The organism is Gordonia sp. PS3, from assembly GCF_041950545.1.
GTDB classification, from domain to species: Bacteria; Actinomycetota; Actinomycetes; order Mycobacteriales; family Mycobacteriaceae; genus Gordonia; species Gordonia sihwensis.
Genome location: NZ_CP169524.1, coordinates 2,976,552 through 2,993,345 on the forward strand (window position 1 = coordinate 2,976,552; position 16,794 = coordinate 2,993,345).

The following is a 16,794-nucleotide window of genomic DNA, read 5'->3' on the forward strand; positions in this document are numbered from 1 at the left end:
TCGGAGGCGTCCATGGGATTCGGCATCACTCCCGATCAACTGAACAGCATCGTCGCCCTCTGGCGACGGTCCAGCGATGAGATCGCCGGCCTCGACTGCGAGGCCGGCGATCTGTCTCTGGCGGGCAGCCGGTCGGCGGAATCACTGCGAGCGTGCGCCGCAGCGGTGCACGACGCCGCCGCGGCCCTCTCGCGGCAGCTCGCCGGCTCGGCCGCGGCGCTCGAGAAGTTCAACACGACGACGGTGGAGTCGGACCGGGCCTGCGCCGCCGACCTCGCCGCCCTCCGGAGGCCGCGGTGACCGGCGTCGCCCAGGTTCTCCGATGGCGTCCGGAGACCCTGCTGGCCACGGCCACCGCTTTCGACGTCGGCGGTGAGAGCGTCGCCAACACCGCCGATGCCGTCCGCCGGTCCTTCGACCTCGATCCGACCTGGTCGGGAGTGACCCGAACCAGTGCCGGGCACCGCGTCGACGCCGAAGTCACGGCGCTGCATCGATTCGAGCGGACGCTCGTCGACCTCTCCGACGCCACGCGAGAGGGACACGGACGGCTGTCCGCGGTGCGCGACCGCATCGTCGGCCAGATCCGCACGGCGCGGAGCTCGGGCTTCAACATCGGCGACGACGGCGCCGTCGCCCACCCGGATCCTCGACGTCGCGCGGACGCCGACTATCTCACCGAGCGGATCACCGCCCTCCTCACTGAGGCCGACGCCGCCGACACCGCGCTGAGCGGCAGGCTCACGATGCTGATGCGGCACCTCGACGGGTCGGGGAACGTGGTGCCCCTCCCGATCGGCGGATACGCTGAGGCCACCGAAGCGGGCCGACTGCTGGACCTGATGCCGCCGGACGTGGTGGAACGGTACTGGGAATCACTCGCTCCGGCGCAGCGACGCAATCTCATCGATTCCGTGCCGGAGGTTGTCGGGAACCTCAACGGCATCGACTTCGCCGACCGCGCGGAGGCCAACACCATCTCGATTCAGCGGACGCTCGACGCCGAAGTCGCGGCCGGCCGGCGCGACGGTGCGAAAGCCCGACAGCTGCGCGCCCTCCTGCGTCCCGCACCCGACCCGCTGCATCCCGGCAGGTCGGTTCCGCGGACCTTTCTGGGTTTCCGCGACGTGGGTGACGGCCGGTTCATCGAACTCGTCGGAGATCTGACAGCGGACGCCACCGGCGCGGCGGTGCTGGTCCCCGGCACCGGAACCGGGTTACACAGCGTCGACGTCTATCGGCGGCGCGCAGCCAACCTGTCGCACGCCAGCGGCGCACCGGTGATCGTCTACGCCGACGGCCCGCTGCCGCAGAAATTGATCGACGCCGATCTCAGCCCGATCGCGGGCACCGCCTCCGACGCCGAGCCCGCACGCCGGATGGCGCCGGGCCTGGTGGAGTTCGCCGCGGCGCTCGACCGGCAGATCGACGCGTCGGGGCTCGACCTGAAGACCACCGTCATCGGGCATTCGTACGGCGGAGCCGTGGTCGGCACGGCGGAACAGTCGGGGCTGCGATCCGATCGCGTGGTGTACGCCTCGTCGGCGGGCACCGGTGTGGAGGACCGGCCTTGGAACAACGCCGAGCCGCACGTCCAGCGGTACTCGCTCACCCCGCCCGGTGACCCGATCCAGTACTGGCAGCAGATGGGCTCATCGGTCCACGGCGGCGATCCGGACACCGCGCCGGGTGTGACACGGCTCGACACCGGGAACTACAGCGACGGCACGCCGGTAGCGGGACGCTCCGCGCACTCGGGCTATCTCGACGACGAGGGTTCCGGGGCGATGCGGGCGATGGCCGCCGTGGTGGCCGGGCGCTGTCCGCCCCCGTACATCGAACGCGCCCCGGATATCGACGCCGCGCAGGACGCCCTCGACGTCGTCGGCGGATGGATCGAGGAGGGGCTGAGCCTGGTGACGCCCGGAAGATGACTCCGCCGAGGCCCATGGAGGCCCATCGGGATCTCAGCCGAATACGTGGGGATCGGCGGCTTCGGTGTGCCGCGCCCATCCGGGATCTCCGGTCTTCGCGAACCGCACCCACGCCGCGTGCATCGCGTCGGCGACCGACTGGTCCGGGTCCGGTCCGGTGAGCGCGTGAGCCGCTTCCAGGTGATCGAAGACGAAGGGCAGCTCGACGGCGTGTCCGGCCCGGATGTCGCACACGGGGCTCTCCCAGGCGAACTCGTAGAGGTATGTCGGCGACTCGGGACGCAGTTCGGCGAGTGCTCTGGTGGGGTCGGCGAAGGCGATCGCCGTGATCGCCTCGCATAACGCATCCCCGGCGCTCACCCCGTCGGCGAGCCGTTCGTCCAGCAGTGCGGTCGGCATTCCGGCACGTGAGAGCATCGCCCGCGCCATCTCGGGAGTCGCCGCCTCGAGCACTCCGGTCGGAGCGAAGAAGAACCGGAACTCGGTGGCGTTCCAGCCGGCGAGCAGCCCGATCCCCGCGCCCGCGCCGTCGGCTATCCGATTCTGCGGAATGTCGGGCAAGATCTCGCCGTCGAGGACCGGGAAAATGTTCATGATGCCCATGCCGATGTCGGTGACGGTCTTGCCCCAGATCTCCGGGTCGGGGTTCATCGTGAACTCGAGGACCGCCTGAGTCTGCGCCTTCAGCAGATCCGCCGTCGGTATCTCGCCGAACGCGGCTGCGGCATGGGGGACTCCGAGCCGCTCGGCGAGTCGCGCGGTCACCTTCCGGGCGTCGTCGACGTCGGCCACCGTGATGCCGTTGCCGCTCTGCATCGCGGCCCGCCCGAACAGGCCGGTGACCCGTGGTGACGACAGCAGCGACGCGACACTCATCGCCCCCGCCGACTCACCGAAGATCGTCACGTTCGCCGGATCGCCGCCGAAGGCGGCGATGTTGTCGCGCACCCACTCCAGCGCCGCGATCTGATCGAGCAGTCCCCGGTTGTCCGGCGCGTCCGGGAAGGCGCCGAATCCCGGAACTCCCAGACGGTAGTTGACGCCGACGCACACCACACCGTCACGCGCGAACGTGTCGCCGGCATAGATAGCGATCCGGTTCGATCCTCGGGCGAAGGCACCGCCGTGGATCCAGACCATCACCGGCAGTCGACCTTCGGACGAAGGATCCGGAGTCCACACGTTCAGGTTCAGATAGTCGTCGCCGAGTTCGACGACGTTGTCGAGGATCGCGGCTATCGGTGCCGGATACCCGACCTGCGGTGCGGTGGCACCGTAGGAGGTGGCGTCGCGGACGCCGTCCCACGGCTCGTGCGGACGCGGTTCCTGAAAGGCGGCGGCCCCGACGGGCGGTGCGGCGTAAGGGATTCCGAGGAACGCGGCGACGCCGCCGCGGATCCTTCCGCGGACACGCCCGGCGGTGGTCGAGACCACCGGGGAACCGCCGCTCGGAAGTCCGGACGCACCGCCGCGTCCAGATGCAGATGAGGTGTGGGTCACATGTCCACGCTACCCGGCGCGGCGGTCGGTCACCCGTTGCGCGCGAGCCGGATTCGCGATCGGCGGCTTCGGCCGAAACCGGCCTCGCGTCTTATAGGATTCGCTTGTTCACGACAGTTACGGGGTGAGGGACCGACATGTCAGAGCGCATGCACGTACCGGACGCCTTGCGCGGCACCGGCGTGATCTGGGTGTTCCTCGGCGGAATGGCCGGCACCTTCGTCCGGTGGCTCGCCGAGGAGAATCTGCCGTCGGGCAAGGGGCGGTGGCCGTGGGCCATCTTCACCGTCAACATCGCCGGCGCACTGATTCTCGGTTTCCTGCTGCAGTTGCTGCTGCGACTCGGGCCGGACGCGGGTCTTCGCAAGAAGATCCGGCTCGGGGTCGGCACCGGCTTCTGCGGCAGCCTCACCACCTACAGTTCCTTCGCCCTGGACCTCTCCGACCTCGGTCGTGACGGTTTCCCGTATCTGGCTGCCGGGTACGCCGCGGCGAGCGTCTTCATCGGACTGATCGCGGTGGCGGTGGGGGTCGCCGCCGCGCGCCGGTGCGTCCCGCAATCCGCGGAGGCGACACCGTGATCGTCCTCGCCATGATGGTCGGCGGCGGGCTCGGCGCCGTGACCCGCTTCGTCCTCGACGCGCTGATGCGCACACGCAAGCTGACCACCGCGATCGGTCCGACCGCCATCATCAACATCCTGGGTTCACTGCTCATCGGTCTGATCGCCGGGTGGGCGACCACCGGTTCGCTCGACTCGAACTGGAACGTCATCATCGCCACCGGCTTCTGCGGCGGGTTCACCACGTTCTCCACCTCGATGTACGAGACCCTGTTCTTCGGTCTGACGCCCCGCGCGGTGATCTATCAGGCGTCGACTCTCGCCGGGTCGGTGGTCGCGTGCCTGCTGGGGCTGGCCCTGACCCTGTGAGCGACCGGCGGGTGTCGGGGACCTCGCGACGTCAGTCGCCGCCCGCGCCCGGATGTCGCGCGGTGTGCGGATGGCCGTGTACGTGGGCGATCCCGACTACGTCGTGCAGGATCTGGTGCACCACGGCGTCGTCGATCATCGAGTAGCGCACGCGGCGCCCGGCCCGGGCGGTCCGCACCCACCCGCTGTCGCGGAGGGCACGGAGCGACTGCGATGCCGCGTTCTCGGTGATCCCCACGCGCTCGGCGAGTTCGGCCACCGCCAGATCGGGCTTGCGATGCATCTCCACCAGGAGCGCGAGGCGGGTGGGATCACCGAGAAGAGCGAAACGGGTCGACCAGATCTCGATCTGTCTCGGCGTCAGCCGCTCCCGCGACTGCGCAGACCGTTCCGCCATGCGCATTTCCTCTCGAACTCGTGTGGTCATTCCATCACGGTCGGGGCCGCGCCCGCGACGGGTCCGTCGATCGTTTCCGCGAATCCGGCCGCGCCGCCGAATCTCTGATACACGTTCAATTCGACATATGTCAGTTCACACACATGTCCCGTCCTCCTTCGACGTCAGGCACAGCTCCATGCGCACCAGCCGCCTCCTGTGTCCCGCCCTCGTCCTCGTTCCGGCTCTCGTCCTCGGCCTCGCCGGGTGCACGTCGTCCGACGCCGGAGGCACCGGCCAGATCGTCCTCGCCGACGCCGTCGAGCTCGGCGGCTACAACCCCCTCGACGGCTACGGGACACTCGGCGTCTCGCCCCTCTACGAGGGTCTCCTCCGGCCGTCGGCAGCGGACAGCTCCCGGGTACCAGACCTGGTGCCGGCGCTCGCGAGTGAGCCCCCGCGCGCGGTGAGCCCGGGGGTCTGGCGGCTGCCGCTGCGCGAGGACGTCCGATTCTCCGACGGCTCGGCACTCGACTCCGCCGACGTGGTCGCCACCTACCGCGCGCTCACCGACCCCGCGGTCGCCTCGTCGGTGAGCGCGGCGATCGGCCCTATCTCCGAAGTCGCGGCCGAAGGTCCGCACGCGGTGACCGTCCACGTGACCGGCGAGGCCGATCCGTCGCCGTATCTGCTGCTGGGCATCGTTCCCTCGGAGAAGGTCGAGAACCGTCCGGCCGCGGATTGGGACATCGGCAGGCATCCGGTGGGCACCGGCCCGTACCGACTCGAATCCCTGCAGCCCGATCAAGCGGTCTTCGTCGCGCGCGAGGACTACTGGGGGTCGGCGCCCGCCCTGAAGAAGGTGGTCTACACCTACACGCCCGACGACAACGCCCGGGCGCAACGGATCGTCAGCGGCGAGGTGTCGGGAGCGAACCTGCCGCCCAAACTCGCGAACAGTCTGGCGGACCGATCCGGCGTCACGGTGGTCGACGCCGACTCCGCCGACTGGCGCAGCGTGAGTCTGCCCTCGCAGAACGCGTTCACGGCGGACGTCGCCGCCCGGCTCGCGATGAATCTCGCGGTCGATCGCCGTGCGCTGGTCGACGATGTGCTCGGCGGTCGAGGCGCCCCTGCCGCCACCCCGATCTCGGCGGTCTACGGCGAGAACTACGAGCCCGCCGCCCAGTTCACGGTCGACGTCGCTCGCGCGGGCACGATCCTCGACCGCGCCGGGTGGGTCCGCGGGCCGTCGGGCGTCCGCCGGCGCGGCGGCGACAAGGCCGAGTTCACACTGCTCTACCCCGCCGACGACACCCTCCGTCGCGACCTGGCGGTCGCGTTCGCCGCCGCGGTGAAACGCGTCGGGATCTCCGTGGATCCGCACGGCGCCAGCTGGGACGAGACCGAATCCCGGCTCGCCGACGACGCGGTGCTCCTGGCCGGCGGCGAGTTCCTGTACAGAATCGATTCCCAGGTCTACTCCGCACTGCACACCCGGACGCCCGGTGCGTCGCCGTTCTCCAATCCAGGCGACTTCGGCTCTCCGGAGATGGACCGCCTGCTCGAACAGGCGCGCGCGAGCGCTCCGGGGCCGGCGAACGAAGCCCGCTACCGCGAGATCCAGCGGCTGTACCGGGAGGTGCCGTCCTCGGTGTTCCTCGCCTTCGTCCATCACACCTACGCCGTTCGCGACGACGGCTGGCGCTACGATCCCCCGGTGCTGGAACCGCATGCTCACGGGGTGGTGTGGGGGCCGTGGTGGAACCTGCCGTCCTGGCGGCGGTGAGACGATGACCATCGCGCCGAACCGGCCCGCCGTACGGCGACCGGCCCCGATCGACGAACCGCCCGAACCGCGCGCCGGCCGATCCCGGACGCGCCGCGCGGGCCGACTGCTCGTGCGCCGCGCCCTCATCGGGGTCCCGACCGTCGGCCTCATCTCGCTCGGCATCTTCGCGCTGGCCGCGGCATCACCGTTCGATCCCCTCACCGCGTATCTGGGCAGCAGGTATCAGAGCGCGACGCAGGCTCAGCGTGAGGCCACCGTCGCCGCCTATCACGTCGATCAGAGCTGGTGGTCGGCGTGGTGGCAGTGGTGGCGCGATGTACTCAGCGGCGACCTCGGCTGGTCCTCGACGCTGTCCCAGCCGGTCGCGACGGCGCTCACCGAACGCCTGCCCTTCACCTTCGGCATGGCCGCGGTGAGCTTGACGCTGGCGACCGTGATCTCACTGTCGGTCGGGACCGTGGCGGGCATGCGGAGGGGCGGACTGCTCGACCGATGCTGCACCGCGGGCGCCACCGTTCTCGCCGCCGTCCCGCCGTTCGTGGTTTCGCTGGTGCTGGTCACCGTCTTCGCCGTCGGTCTGAGCTGGTTCGCGTCCTCGGGTGCGCGAACCCCGGGCAGCCGCTACTCGCCGTCGGATCTGCTCGCGCACGGCGTGCTGCCGACGGTGGCGCTGACCGTGTCGATGATCCCGTGGCTGCTGTTGACCACCCGGGCCTCGGTGGTCGAGGCGACGGGCTCGGATGCCGTCCTCGCGGCGCGTGCGCGCGGGATCAGCGGGATGCGGCTGCTGCGCGGCCACGTGCTCCCGGTGTCGGTGCTGCCGACGCTCGCACTGATCGGGACCCGGCTGCCCGAACTGATCGCGGGCGCCGCGATCGTCGAGACCGTCTTCGGCTGGCCCGGACTGGCGAAGGCACTCGTCGATTCGGCCGTCGGACTCGACTTCCCGCTGCTCGCCGCGCTCACCCTGGGATCGGCGGTGCTGGTCATCGTCGGCTCGGCGCTGTCGGATGCGGCCGCCGCCTGGATCGACCCGAGGATCGGGCTCACCGCATGATCGGGCGAGTGAAGCTGCGCCCCGGCCGGACCGGATGGCTGGCGGCGGGCCTGGCGGCCGTCGCCGTCGTGGTGATCGCGCCGCTCGTCGCGGGCCCGCAGCAGCCCGACTTCGCGCGAGCGCTGACCGCGCCCGGACACGATTTCCTGCTCGGATCCGATCATTCGGGCCACGATCTGGCGATCCGGACCGCTCAGGGCCTGCAGATCTCCCTGCTCATCGCCGCGATCTGCGCCCTGGTGTCGACCGCCATCGGCATCGCCGTCGGCGTGGGAGCGGCCGCTTTCGGCGGCTGGTTCGACGCGTTGACCATGCGGTTGGTCGACGGTGTCAACGCCCTTCCCCATCTGGTGCTCGGGGTGGTCATCGCCGCGATGTGGCGGGGCGCCCCGCTCGCGATCATCGCGTCCATCGCGCTGACCCACTGGCCCGCGGTGGCTCGTGTGGTCCGCACCGAACTCCTGAGTCTGCAGACCGCGGGATGGATCGAGTCGGCGCGGCTCGCGGGCGCGGGCCGCACTTTCATCGCCACCCGGCACATGGTGCCCGCGGTGACCGGGCAGGCCCTGGTCGCGATGGTGGTGCTTCTGCCCCACGCGGTCTGGCACGAGACCACACTGTCGTTCCTCGGCGTGGGTCTGTCGCCGGATCGGGCGAGCCTGGGCACCCTGCTCGACGACGCCCGCGGCGACGTGCTCACCGGTGCGTGGTGGACGCTGGTGGTGCCGGGGCTGGCGCTGATCGCCGCCGCGCTCGCGGTGACGCGCCTGGGAACACTGGTGGCGCGGCGTCACCGACCGCCGGCCGGGAGCGTCTGGTGACGGCCGCGGCCGCCTCCCTGGCCGGCGTCACGGTGGACGTGTCCGCGGACCGGGGCCGGCGGCGCACCGCGGAGCGCGTGCTCGACGACGTCTCGCTCGAACTCGCACCCGGCACGGTCACGGCGCTGATCGGCGAATCCGGCTGCGGCAAGTCGATGGTCGCCTCGGCTCTGTGCGGACTGCTCCCCGTCGGCTCGGTCGCCACCGGACGCGTGCGGATCGGCGACCGCACGCTGGACCCTCGCGACTCGGCGTGGCATCGGGTACGCGGACGAGAGGTGGGCCTGGTCCCGCAGTCGCCGGCCACGAGCTTCACGCCGGTGCGGACCATCGGAAGCCACTTGTCCGAGACGGTGACGGTACTGGGCGCGGACCGCTCGGTCCGTGAACTGGCCGACGCGGTCGCGTATCCGGCGCGGGCGCTGGACCGGTATCCGCACGAGGTGTCCGGCGGGATGGCGCAGCGTGCGGCGATAGCCGCGGCCGTCGCGGGCCGGCCGCGAGTCCTCGTCACCGACGAGCCGACCTCGGCGCTCGACCGCGAGTTGGCCGCGGCGACCTGGCGGTTGCTCGCCGGAGCCGCGGCCGACGGCGCGGGCGTCCTCGTCGTCACCCACGACATCGAGACCCTCCGGCAGGTCGGCGTCTGCGATGCGATCGCCGTGATGCGCGAGGGCCGACTGCTCGCCCGGTTCTCAGCCGGCGAGTTCGACGGCCTCGCCTCCACGTCAGCGTCGGACGCGGCGGACGCTGCGTACTCTGCGGACGCGACGACGCGACTGACCGACGACGAGTACATCGCGCAGTTCCTGCAGGAGGTCCGGTGATCGAGGCGAAGGGTTTGACCGTCTGCTACGACGGTGTCGAGGTGGTGAGCGACGTGGACGTCGACGTCCGTCCCGGCTCGATCACCGGTGTCCTCGGGCGGTCGGGCAGCGGCAAGACCACGCTGCTGCGGGCTCTCGCCGGCCTGGTCCGGCCCGCTCGCGGATCGGTCACGTACGACGGATCGGTCCGTCCGAGGCCGGGATCGATCGCCATGCTCGCGCAGCATCCGCGACAGGTGGCCGATCCCCGATGGACCCTGGCCCAGACCATCACCGAACCGGCGCGGATCGCCGGCAGGCGCGCCGAGCGCGACACCGCCGCCGTCGCGGCGCAACGCGCCGGGCTCGCCCTCGATCTTCTCGACCGGTTCCCGCCACAAGTGAGCGACGGTCAGCTCCAGCGCGCCTGCCTGGCACGAGTGGTCGTGCAGCGTCCGGGATACCTGCTGTGCGACGAGCCGACGGCGATGCTCGACCCGATCTCGGCATGCGCCGTCGTCGACTTGATCAGCGCGCTGGCGCGCGACGGGGTCGGCGTCGCACTCGTGAGCCACAGCCGCGCGCTCGTGCGAGCGCGCAGCCGATGCGTGCTGGATCTGTCGGACGACGCTGCGGGTCAGCTGCCGGCCGTCGGCCGGACCGACGTGGAACCCGTCACCGACTCGTCGTCGTTGTAGGCGCAGGCCCCCTGTTCCACCTCGTCCATGCGGTCCTCGTCGGCCGGGTCCACCCGCAGCCCGACCGTCCACTTGATGAGAAGCGCGATGATCAGCGTCAGGACGAACGAGTAGCCGATGACCGCCAGCAGTGCCACCACCTGGTGTCCGAGCAGTGCCCCGCCTCCCCCGAAGAACAGCCCGTCGTGGCCCGAGTCGTTGATCTCACGGCTGCCGAAGAAACCGACGGCGGGGGTGCCGAGAACGCCGCCGACGAAGTGGACGGCGATCACGTCGAGCGCGTCGTCGTATTTGAAGACGTCCTTGAGCCGCAGCGCCAGGTGGCAGACGGCGCCCGCCAGCACGCCGATGACCAACGCGCTGACGGTGCTGACGTATCCGGCCGCGGGAGTGATCGTCGCCAGTCCGGCGACGCCGCCGGTCACCGCGCCGAGCACGGTGGCCTTGCGGGTCAGGACCCATTCGATGAACAGCCAGACCACCAGTGCCGCCGCACCGGCGACGTGCGTGTTCAGCAGGGCCTGCGCGGCGAGCCCGTCGGCGCGCAGGCCGTCGCCCGCGTTGAACCCGAACCAGCCGAACCACAGGATTCCGGCGCCGACGATCACGAACGGGATCGAGTGCGGCAGCGGAGCGCGGTTCCCGAACACCTTCCGCCGGCCGAGCACCAGCAGCAACGCGACCACGGCGGCTCCCGCCGACGCGTGCACCACAATTCCGCCGCCCAGTCCTGCGCTCCGAGTTTCACCAGCCAGCCGCCCGGGTTCCACAGCCAGTGCGTGATCGGCGGGTACACCACCACCGACCAGGCGATCAGGAACACCACCCACCCGAAGGCCTTCAACCGGCCGACCACCGCGCCGGTGATCAGCGCGGGTGTGATGATCGCGAACATCATCTGGTAGGCGACGAAGGCGAGCGTCGGAATCGCCAGATGCGTCGCGGCGTCGACCACGTGACGCGGGTTGGTGGGCACCGACCCCAGATCCGAGAGCCCGAACAGTTCGAGATCGCCGGTGACCCCGCCCTTCGACGGCCCGAACGCCAGGGTGTATCCGATGACGACCCACGTGAGAGTGACGATTCCGATCGGCACGATGTTCTGCTGCATCATCGTCAGCACGTTCCGCTTGCTGACCATGCCCGCGTAGAACAGCGCCAGACCCGGTGTCATGAACAGCACCAGGGCCGCGCAGATCAGCACCCAGCCGGTGTCACCCGGACTCACTTCCAGGGACGCTCCGGCGGCCAGCACGCTCGCTGAAGGTTCAGACATTCACTCGTCTCCTCGGCTTGTCGGAGTCTGCAGGCTCCTCCTGCAGGGGGTTGGCGAAACCGCGGGCGGGGTGAGCCGCGGCCGTCGTCACTGCTGGCCCCGCCACAGTTGTGCGGGGCCGATCGGTGCACCGAGCACTTCCTCGCGCACGATCGACCAGAAGGCCCGGACCCGTTCGGTGACGGGCTGGCGCTCCACGCCGAGCACCTTGAAGATGAGTCCGCAGTCGCCGGGGAGCCGGCTAGCGCCGCTGTAGGCGCCGTCGATGAGGCCGGTCGGCACTCGGACCAGGATGGCCTCGGCGTGCTCGGGCGGGGTCAGCACGACAACGTTGCCGAAGACGTCGTAGCGCCCCATGGCGCCGGGATGGCGGATGGGGCTGCGCTGCGGTTCGATCAGGATCTTCTCGGTGAACAACCGCGTCCCGTCGGGGCGCCGCGCCTTCATCAGCGAGGAGAAGACGTCGTACCCGAAGACCTCGTCGGCGCGGTGGTGCTTGCGGCCGGACAGCACGATCTCCGAGGACAGCAGGGTCGCCGACTCGGCGATCTCGATGTCGCTCGTCACCACGTACCGCGAGTTGCGGTGCGGGATCGTCGAACCCGGGAGGTACTCGACGTAGGCCCCGTCGCCGAGCACGAAGGTCTGCGCGTGCACGGCGTAGTTGGCGTCCATCTGCTGCACCTTGGTGGCCGACTGGGTGGTGATGTGGACGCGCGTATCGGTCTCGGCCACGACGTCGACCGACAGGCGGTCGCCCTGCACCACTCCGCCGGAGGTGGAGACGATGCAGACGCACGCCATGTCGGGGACGGCCTCGTCCCAGTACAGGGCCTGCTGCACCAGCAGCGGCGTCTGGCGGTACAGGTCGGCGAGAACGGTTCTGCCACGCCGTTGTTCGAATCGCATTCGCAACGCACCGATCTTTCCGGGGGTGCCCACCCGGGCCTGTCTGGGCTGATCCTGGTAGATCGCCAGCTCGGGCAGGTCCACGGCGCCCACGGCCTCGGTCAGCCGCCGACGGAGTCGAAGAGGACTCCGTGGGCGATCAGGTCGACGACCTCTTCGACACCCTCTCCGGTCTTGCAGTTGGTGAACACGAAGGGCTTACCGTTGCGCTGCGCGGCCGAATCGCGTTCCATCACCGACAGATCCGCGCCGACGTACGGCGCCAGATCGGTCTTGTTGATGACGAGGATGTCCGACTGCGCGATGCCCGGACCGTTCTTGCGCGGGATCTTGTCGCCGGCGGCCACGTCGATCACGTAGATGAAGAAGTCGACGAGGGCCGGACTGAAGGTGAGCGTCAGGTTGTCGCCGCCGCTCTCGATGAACACGATGTCGGCGTCGGGGAAGGTCGCCTCCATCTCCTCGACCGCGGCCAGGTTCATGCTCGGGTCCTCCCGCACCGCGGTGTGCGGGCACGCGCCGGTCTCGACGCCGACGATCCGCTCCTCGATGAGCACCCCTTTGAGCGCCTTCTGCACGTGCTTGGCGTCTTCGGTGGTGACGACGTCGTTGGTGATGATCAGCACGCTGGTGCCGCGCTCCACGAAGTGCGGCGTGATCGCCTCCAGCAGTGCCGTCTTGCCCGAGCCGACGGGTCCGCCGACGCCGATGCGAGTGGTCTTCTTCATTGGGTCCTCAATTCAAGAACATGCGTACGTGCGATCGGACATGGATCGGCGCGAAGATGTCGAGCATGGGAGCGAACGTGGACATGTCGTCCAAGCTCAGGTTTTTCACCGCGTGGTAGTCCTCGTCGGCGGTCGCGCCGACATCGAAGAGGATCTGCTGGGTGTCCATGTGGTCCACGCGAACCACCCGCAGCGCCGCTCCCACCACGGTCGCGGCGACGCCGTACTGGTGGATGCCGAACGACTCCTGTTCGCCGGCACCGATTTCGGCGAGCACCAGGGCCCGGGTGGCGGGATAGGTGCCGGGCACCTCGCCCGATTTGATCCGCTCGAGCCAGTCGGCGATCGGCGCCAGACGGAGTCCCAGTTCGGCGAGCTTGCGGCCCATCCGCGTCACCATGACGCGGCCCTCCTCGTTGAGCTTGCGCTCGATCACCGCGAAGTCGGCATCCGCGAGCCCCGCGTCGTCGCAGGCGAGCGCGGCGCGGTGCGCGTGCAGCACGGCGATGCCGTCGCAGGACGCTCCCTGCTTCACGCACACCTGCACGAACTGCCGCAGGCTCTCGGCGTCGGTGACCAGGCCTTCGGCGACGGCCGTCTCCAGGCCGTTGGAGAAGGAGAACGAGCCGACCGGCAGCATCGTGTCGGAGAACTGCATCGCCCGCATGAAGCGGGTGATGTCGGGGACGGCGCCGGTCTCGGTCACGTCAGTGGTCGTCACCGGCGTGGCCGTGCGGATGCGTGTGGGTGTGGCCCCCGCCCTCGCGGGCCGCACCGCCGAACAGCCGTCGAGCCTCGTGCGGCGCGATGTACGGGATCACCTCGGCGCCGGGGATGAACCGGTGCACCACGCCCTCGAGTGCGTGCGTGCGCATCACCGAGTTCATCACCGGCTGCGCGACGGTGAGCGGCACGTACACCTTGACGCCCTTGACCACGGCGGGCCAGTGCGGGTTGCCGATCGCATGCCCCAGCTCCAGACGGGTCTGGATCACGGTGTTCTCGTCGCGTCCAGCCACCTGGCTCAGGTCCACCTCCATCACGTCCTGAAGGGTGATCCGGGCGATGATCGCGGTCTTTGCGTCCTCGTCGTATTCGAGCACGTCGCCGTCGCGGAGCTGCACGCCGCGGTCCAGCGACACGGCCACCTCGTCGCCGTTGGCGGTGGTCCGCCGCAGCCGCGACTTCTGCGCCTCCCACTGGTCGAGGAAGACGTAGTCGCAGTCGGCGTCGGCCAACCGCGCCTTCCATTCGTCGTCGTGCTCGTTGCCGAGAATCGACTCCACGACGTTGAGCCCGGTCGCCGGACTTTTCATGAAGAGTTGCCTCCGTAATACGGTCGGTAGCGGGTGCGGTCAGCTGATGAAGTTCAGCTGAAGAAGTACAGCTGGTTGAGACTGATGTGGGTGGCCGGTTCGACGTACGCGTGCTCGCCGTCGACGGTGACCGCGAAGGTCTCGGGATTCACCTCGATGTCGGGTATGTAGTCGTTGCGGACCATGTTGTCCTTGCTGATCTCACGGGTGTCCTGGACGGGGATCACCTGGCGTTCGAGTCCGTACCGTTCGGCGATCCCCGACTCGTACGCCGCCTTGGAGACGAAGGTCGCGGACGTCTCCTGCAGGGTCTTCCCGTAGGCGCCGTACATCGGGCGGTACATCACCGGCTGCGGGGTCGGCAGGGACGCGTTCGGATCACCCATCGCATGCCAGTTGATCACTCCGCCCTTGATGACGGTGCGGGGCTTGGCGCCGAAGAAGGCCGGCTCCCACAGCACCAGGTCGGCCATCTTGCCCGGGGCGATCGAACCGACCGAGTGGGCCAGACCGAAGGTGATCGCCGGATTGATCGTCACCTTGGCGACGTAGCGGAGCACGCGGAAGTTGTCGTTGCCCGGCGCGTCCTCGGGCAGCTTGCCGCGGGACCGCTTCATCGCGTCAGCCATCTGAACGGTGCGCAGCCAGTTCTCGCCGATCCGGCCCATCGCCTGCGAGTCGCTCGACACGATCGAGATGACGCCCATGTCGTGCAGCACGTTCTCTGCGCCGATCGTCTCGGCGCGGACGCGGCTCTCGGCGAAGGCGACGTCGGACGGCACCAGCGGATTCAGGTTGTGGCAGACCATGATCATGTCGAACAGCTCCGCCTGCGAGTTGATCCCGTAGGGCAGCGTCGGGTTGGTGGACGCGGGCAGCACATTGCGTTCCGCGGTCACGCGGAGCAGGTCGGGCGCGTGACCGCCACCCGCGCCCTCCGAGTGATAGGTGTGAATCGTCCGGCCGTCGAATGCGGCGATGGTGTCCTCGACGTAGCCGGCCTCGTTCAGCGTGTCGGTGTGGATCGCCACCTGGATGTCGTAATCGTCGGCGACGGCCAGCGCCGTCTTGATCGCCTCCGGTGTGGAACCCCAGTCCTCGTGGATCTTGAGACCGCCCGCCCCGGCGAGCAGCTGCTCCTCGATCGGCGGACGCCGCGACGAGTTGCCCTTGCCGCAGTGCAGGACATTCACCGGCAGACCTTCGTTGGCCTTGAGCATCATCTCCAGATTCCATGCGCCGGAGGTGATCGTGGTGCCGTTGGTTCCGTCGGTGGGACCGACGCCGCCGCCGATCAGCGTGGTGATGCCGCCGGACAGTGCGGTGTACGACTGCTGCGGCGAGATCATGTGGACGTGCGAGTCGAGGCCCGCCGCGGTGAGGATCAACTGCTCGCCGGAGATCGCATCGGTGGCCGGCCCGGTGATCAGGCCCGGCGTGACTCCGTGCATGGTGGACGCGTTGCCCGCCTTGCCGATACCGGCGATCTTGCCGTCCTTGATACCGACGTCGGCCTTCACCACGCCCAGTTCGGCGTCGATGATGACGACGTTGGTGATGACGATGTCGAGGGCGCCGGTGTCGCTCGTCGACGACGGGTCCTGGCCCATACCGTCGCGCAGCGTCTTGCCTCCGCCGTAGATGGCTTCGTCTCCGATGACCCGGAGGTCCTTCTCCACCTCGACGTACAGATCGGTGTTGCCGAGGCGGATCTTGTCGCCGGCGACCGGACCGAAGAGTCCCGAGTAATCCTTCCGAGAAATGCTGGTCATCACTTGTCCTCAATTTCTGACGTACGGGCTTGTGCGGGCTGTGGCGCGGACTTGAAGCCTCGCTGCTCGAGCAGGTCCACCACGTGCTGATAGCGCGGCCGGTAGATGTCGCGCACCGGAGCCCAGCCGTTGACGATGCCGTTGAACCCGTACACCCGGCTCTTGCCGGCGAACGGAACCAGCGTCACGTCCTGTTCGTCGCCCGGCTCGAATCGCACCGCGGTGCCCGCCGGAATGTCCAGGCGCCATCCGAAGGTGGCGGGCCGATCGAACTCGAGTGCCCGGTTCGCCTCCGTGAAGTGGAAGTGTGATCCGACCTGGACCGGCCGGTCACCGGTGTTGCGCACGGTGATCTTCTGTCGGGGCCGCCCGACGTTGAGCTCGATCGGCTCGTCCCGCAGGACGTACCCGCCCACCGGGACTCCCGAGGGCACCCCATCGTCGTTCGTCGAATTCTCCGAGGCCATGCTGCGCTACCCTTCGTAAGCTCGCCGAGTGGTGGTCAACGAATCGGATTGTGGACCGTCACGAGACGGGTGCCGTCGGTGAACACGGCTTCCACTCGGACCTTGGTGATCATGTCGCCGACGCCTTCCATCACGTCGTCGACGGTGAGGACGTTGGCGGCCTCGCTCATGACCTGTTCGACGGTCTTGCCGTCGCGAGCGCCCTCGAGTGCGGCGGCGGTGATGATCGCGACTGACTCGGGGTGGTTCAGTTTGAGCCCGCGGGCTTTTCGACGTTCGGCCACCATCGCGAGATTCAGAATCGTCAGCTTGTCGAGCTCACGCGGCGTCAAATGCATGCCATCCCCTTGAAAGACATCGAGCGGTGATCCCGCCGCCGTCTCCGCACGGAAGACCGCGGTGTGACTCATG

18 protein-coding genes and 1 pseudogene are annotated in these 16,794 nt (G+C 69.2%); 9 read left to right on the plus strand and 10 right to left on the minus strand.

Annotated features, from left to right (window positions below):
- The first annotated feature begins 12 nt into the window (after positions 1-12).
- The gene (locus ACE11G_RS13660) at positions 13-300 is read left to right on the plus strand and encodes a hypothetical protein (protein ID WP_045537753.1); all 288 of its coding nucleotides are present in this window, start codon (positions 13-15) and stop codon (positions 298-300) included.
- On the plus strand, positions 297-1,934 hold the full coding sequence (locus ACE11G_RS13665; protein ID WP_006894761.1) for an alpha/beta hydrolase: 1,638 nt from the start codon (positions 297-299) through the stop codon (positions 1,932-1,934). Before ACE11G_RS13660 ends, ACE11G_RS13665 begins: the two co-directional genes overlap by 4 nt.
- 33 nt (positions 1,935-1,967) lie before the next feature.
- On the opposite strand, the gene ACE11G_RS13670 is transcribed toward ACE11G_RS13665, so the two are convergent.
- Entirely contained in the window at positions 1,968-3,368 is a 1,401-nt protein-coding gene (locus ACE11G_RS13670) for a carboxylesterase/lipase family protein (protein WP_375004161.1), read from the minus strand.
- Between the two features lie 203 nt (positions 3,369-3,571).
- Here ACE11G_RS13670 and ACE11G_RS13675 point away from each other — a divergent pair, with 203 nt between their 5' ends.
- Positions 3,572-4,015, plus strand: coding sequence for a CrcB family protein (locus ACE11G_RS13675; RefSeq protein ID WP_375002562.1), 444 nt, complete (start codon positions 3,572-3,574; stop codon positions 4,013-4,015).
- A complete protein-coding gene (locus ACE11G_RS13680) occupies positions 4,012-4,365 on the plus strand; it encodes a CrcB family protein (RefSeq protein ID WP_006894758.1) in 354 nt (117 codons plus the stop codon). Before ACE11G_RS13675 ends, ACE11G_RS13680 begins: the two co-directional genes overlap by 4 nt.
- Positions 4,366-4,396: 31 nt before the next feature.
- Here the strand turns inward: ACE11G_RS13680 and ACE11G_RS13685 are convergent, their stop codons facing one another.
- The gene (locus ACE11G_RS13685; protein ID WP_045537774.1) at positions 4,397-4,762 is read right to left on the minus strand and encodes a helix-turn-helix transcriptional regulator; all 366 of its coding nucleotides are present in this window, start codon (positions 4,760-4,762) and stop codon (positions 4,397-4,399) included.
- A 178-nt stretch (positions 4,763-4,940) separates the two neighbouring features.
- On the opposite strand from ACE11G_RS13685, the gene ACE11G_RS13690 reads away from it, so the two are divergent.
- From ACE11G_RS13690 to ACE11G_RS13710, 5 genes are read left to right on the plus strand one after another with little or no spacing between them, the layout of a single operon-like run.
- Positions 4,941-6,530, plus strand: coding sequence for an ABC transporter substrate-binding protein (locus ACE11G_RS13690; RefSeq protein WP_039866726.1), 1,590 nt, complete (start codon positions 4,941-4,943; stop codon positions 6,528-6,530).
- A 4-nt stretch (positions 6,531-6,534) separates the two neighbouring features.
- The gene (locus tag ACE11G_RS13695; RefSeq protein WP_375002565.1) at positions 6,535-7,590 is read left to right on the plus strand and encodes an ABC transporter permease; all 1,056 of its coding nucleotides are present in this window, start codon (positions 6,535-6,537) and stop codon (positions 7,588-7,590) included.
- The gene (locus tag ACE11G_RS13700) at positions 7,587-8,411 is read left to right on the plus strand and encodes an ABC transporter permease (RefSeq protein ID WP_375002567.1); all 825 of its coding nucleotides are present in this window, start codon (positions 7,587-7,589) and stop codon (positions 8,409-8,411) included. The genes ACE11G_RS13695 and ACE11G_RS13700 overlap by 4 nt, the downstream gene beginning before the upstream one ends.
- On the plus strand, positions 8,408-9,238 hold the full coding sequence (locus ACE11G_RS13705) for an ATP-binding cassette domain-containing protein (protein WP_375002569.1): 831 nt from the start codon (positions 8,408-8,410) through the stop codon (positions 9,236-9,238). The genes ACE11G_RS13700 and ACE11G_RS13705 overlap by 4 nt, the downstream gene beginning before the upstream one ends.
- The gene (locus tag ACE11G_RS13710) at positions 9,235-9,915 is read left to right on the plus strand and encodes an ABC transporter ATP-binding protein (protein WP_045540044.1); all 681 of its coding nucleotides are present in this window, start codon (positions 9,235-9,237) and stop codon (positions 9,913-9,915) included. The genes ACE11G_RS13705 and ACE11G_RS13710 overlap by 4 nt, the downstream gene beginning before the upstream one ends.
- Here ACE11G_RS13710 and ACE11G_RS13715 read toward each other — a convergent pair.
- The 8 genes and pseudogenes from ACE11G_RS13715 to ACE11G_RS13750 form a co-directional block, all read right to left on the minus strand.
- A pseudogene (locus tag ACE11G_RS13715) lies at positions 9,855-11,191 on the minus strand (ammonium transporter). The gene ACE11G_RS13710 and the pseudogene ACE11G_RS13715 sit on opposite strands and share 61 nt — an antisense overlap.
- Before the next feature lie 87 nt (positions 11,192-11,278).
- Positions 11,279-12,193, minus strand: a complete 915-nt coding sequence (locus ACE11G_RS13720; protein WP_052692460.1) for an urease accessory protein UreD — start codon at positions 12,191-12,193, stop codon at positions 11,279-11,281.
- 8 nt (positions 12,194-12,201) lie between these two features.
- Positions 12,202-12,828 (minus strand): urease accessory protein UreG, encoded by a 627-nt coding sequence (gene ureG, locus ACE11G_RS13725; RefSeq protein ID WP_006894749.1) that lies wholly within the window; start codon positions 12,826-12,828, stop codon positions 12,202-12,204.
- Between the two features lie 7 nt (positions 12,829-12,835).
- Positions 12,836-13,549 carry an urease accessory protein UreF gene (locus ACE11G_RS13730; protein WP_231650320.1) on the minus strand — a complete coding sequence of 238 codons (714 nt, stop codon included), beginning with the start codon at positions 13,547-13,549 and terminating at the stop codon, positions 12,836-12,838.
- Positions 13,536-14,144, minus strand: a complete 609-nt coding sequence (gene ureE, locus ACE11G_RS13735) for an urease accessory protein UreE (protein ID WP_045540040.1) — start codon at positions 14,142-14,144, stop codon at positions 13,536-13,538. Before ureE ends, ACE11G_RS13730 begins: the two co-directional genes overlap by 14 nt.
- Before the next feature lie 53 nt (positions 14,145-14,197).
- A complete protein-coding gene (locus ACE11G_RS13740; RefSeq protein ID WP_375002573.1) occupies positions 14,198-15,916 on the minus strand; it encodes an urease subunit alpha in 1,719 nt (572 codons plus the stop codon).
- The gene (locus ACE11G_RS13745; RefSeq protein ID WP_062367637.1) at positions 15,916-16,383 is read right to left on the minus strand and encodes an urease subunit beta; all 468 of its coding nucleotides are present in this window, start codon (positions 16,381-16,383) and stop codon (positions 15,916-15,918) included. Before ACE11G_RS13745 ends, ACE11G_RS13740 begins: the two co-directional genes overlap by 1 nt.
- 35 nt (positions 16,384-16,418) lie before the next feature.
- Positions 16,419-16,721 (minus strand): urease subunit gamma, encoded by a 303-nt coding sequence (locus ACE11G_RS13750; protein ID WP_006894743.1) that lies wholly within the window; start codon positions 16,719-16,721, stop codon positions 16,419-16,421.
- Positions 16,722-16,794 lie beyond the last annotated feature (73 nt).

What these genes read in the sequence shown, in the direction of transcription:
- ACE11G_RS13660 (WP_045537753.1), top strand. Translation starts at nt 13, where the DNA reads ATGGGATTCGGCATCACTCCCGATCAACTGAACAGCATCGTCGCCCTC.
- ACE11G_RS13675 (WP_375002562.1), top strand. Translation starts at nt 3,572, where the DNA reads ATGTCAGAGCGCATGCACGTACCGGACGCCTTGCGCGGCACCGGCGTG.
- ACE11G_RS13685 (WP_045537774.1), bottom strand. Translation starts at nt 4,762, where the DNA reads ATGGCGGAACGGTCTGCGCAGTCGCGGGAGCGGCTGACGCCGAGACAG.
- ACE11G_RS13690 (WP_039866726.1), top strand. Translation starts at nt 4,941, where the DNA reads ATGCGCACCAGCCGCCTCCTGTGTCCCGCCCTCGTCCTCGTTCCGGCT.
- ACE11G_RS13695 (WP_375002565.1), top strand. Translation starts at nt 6,535, where the DNA reads ATGACCATCGCGCCGAACCGGCCCGCCGTACGGCGACCGGCCCCGATC.
- ACE11G_RS13700 (WP_375002567.1), top strand. Translation starts at nt 7,587, where the DNA reads ATGATCGGGCGAGTGAAGCTGCGCCCCGGCCGGACCGGATGGCTGGCG.
- ureG (WP_006894749.1), bottom strand. Translation starts at nt 12,828, where the DNA reads ATGAAGAAGACCACTCGCATCGGCGTCGGCGGACCCGTCGGCTCGGGC.
- ureE (WP_045540040.1), bottom strand. Translation starts at nt 14,144, where the DNA reads ATGAAAAGTCCGGCGACCGGGCTCAACGTCGTGGAGTCGATTCTCGGC.
- ACE11G_RS13740 (WP_375002573.1), bottom strand. Translation starts at nt 15,916, where the DNA reads ATGACCAGCATTTCTCGGAAGGATTACTCGGGACTCTTCGGTCCGGTC.
- ACE11G_RS13745 (WP_062367637.1), bottom strand. Translation starts at nt 16,383, where the DNA reads ATGGCCTCGGAGAATTCGACGAACGACGATGGGGTGCCCTCGGGAGTC.
- ACE11G_RS13750 (WP_006894743.1), bottom strand. Translation starts at nt 16,721, where the DNA reads ATGCATTTGACGCCGCGTGAGCTCGACAAGCTGACGATTCTGAATCTC.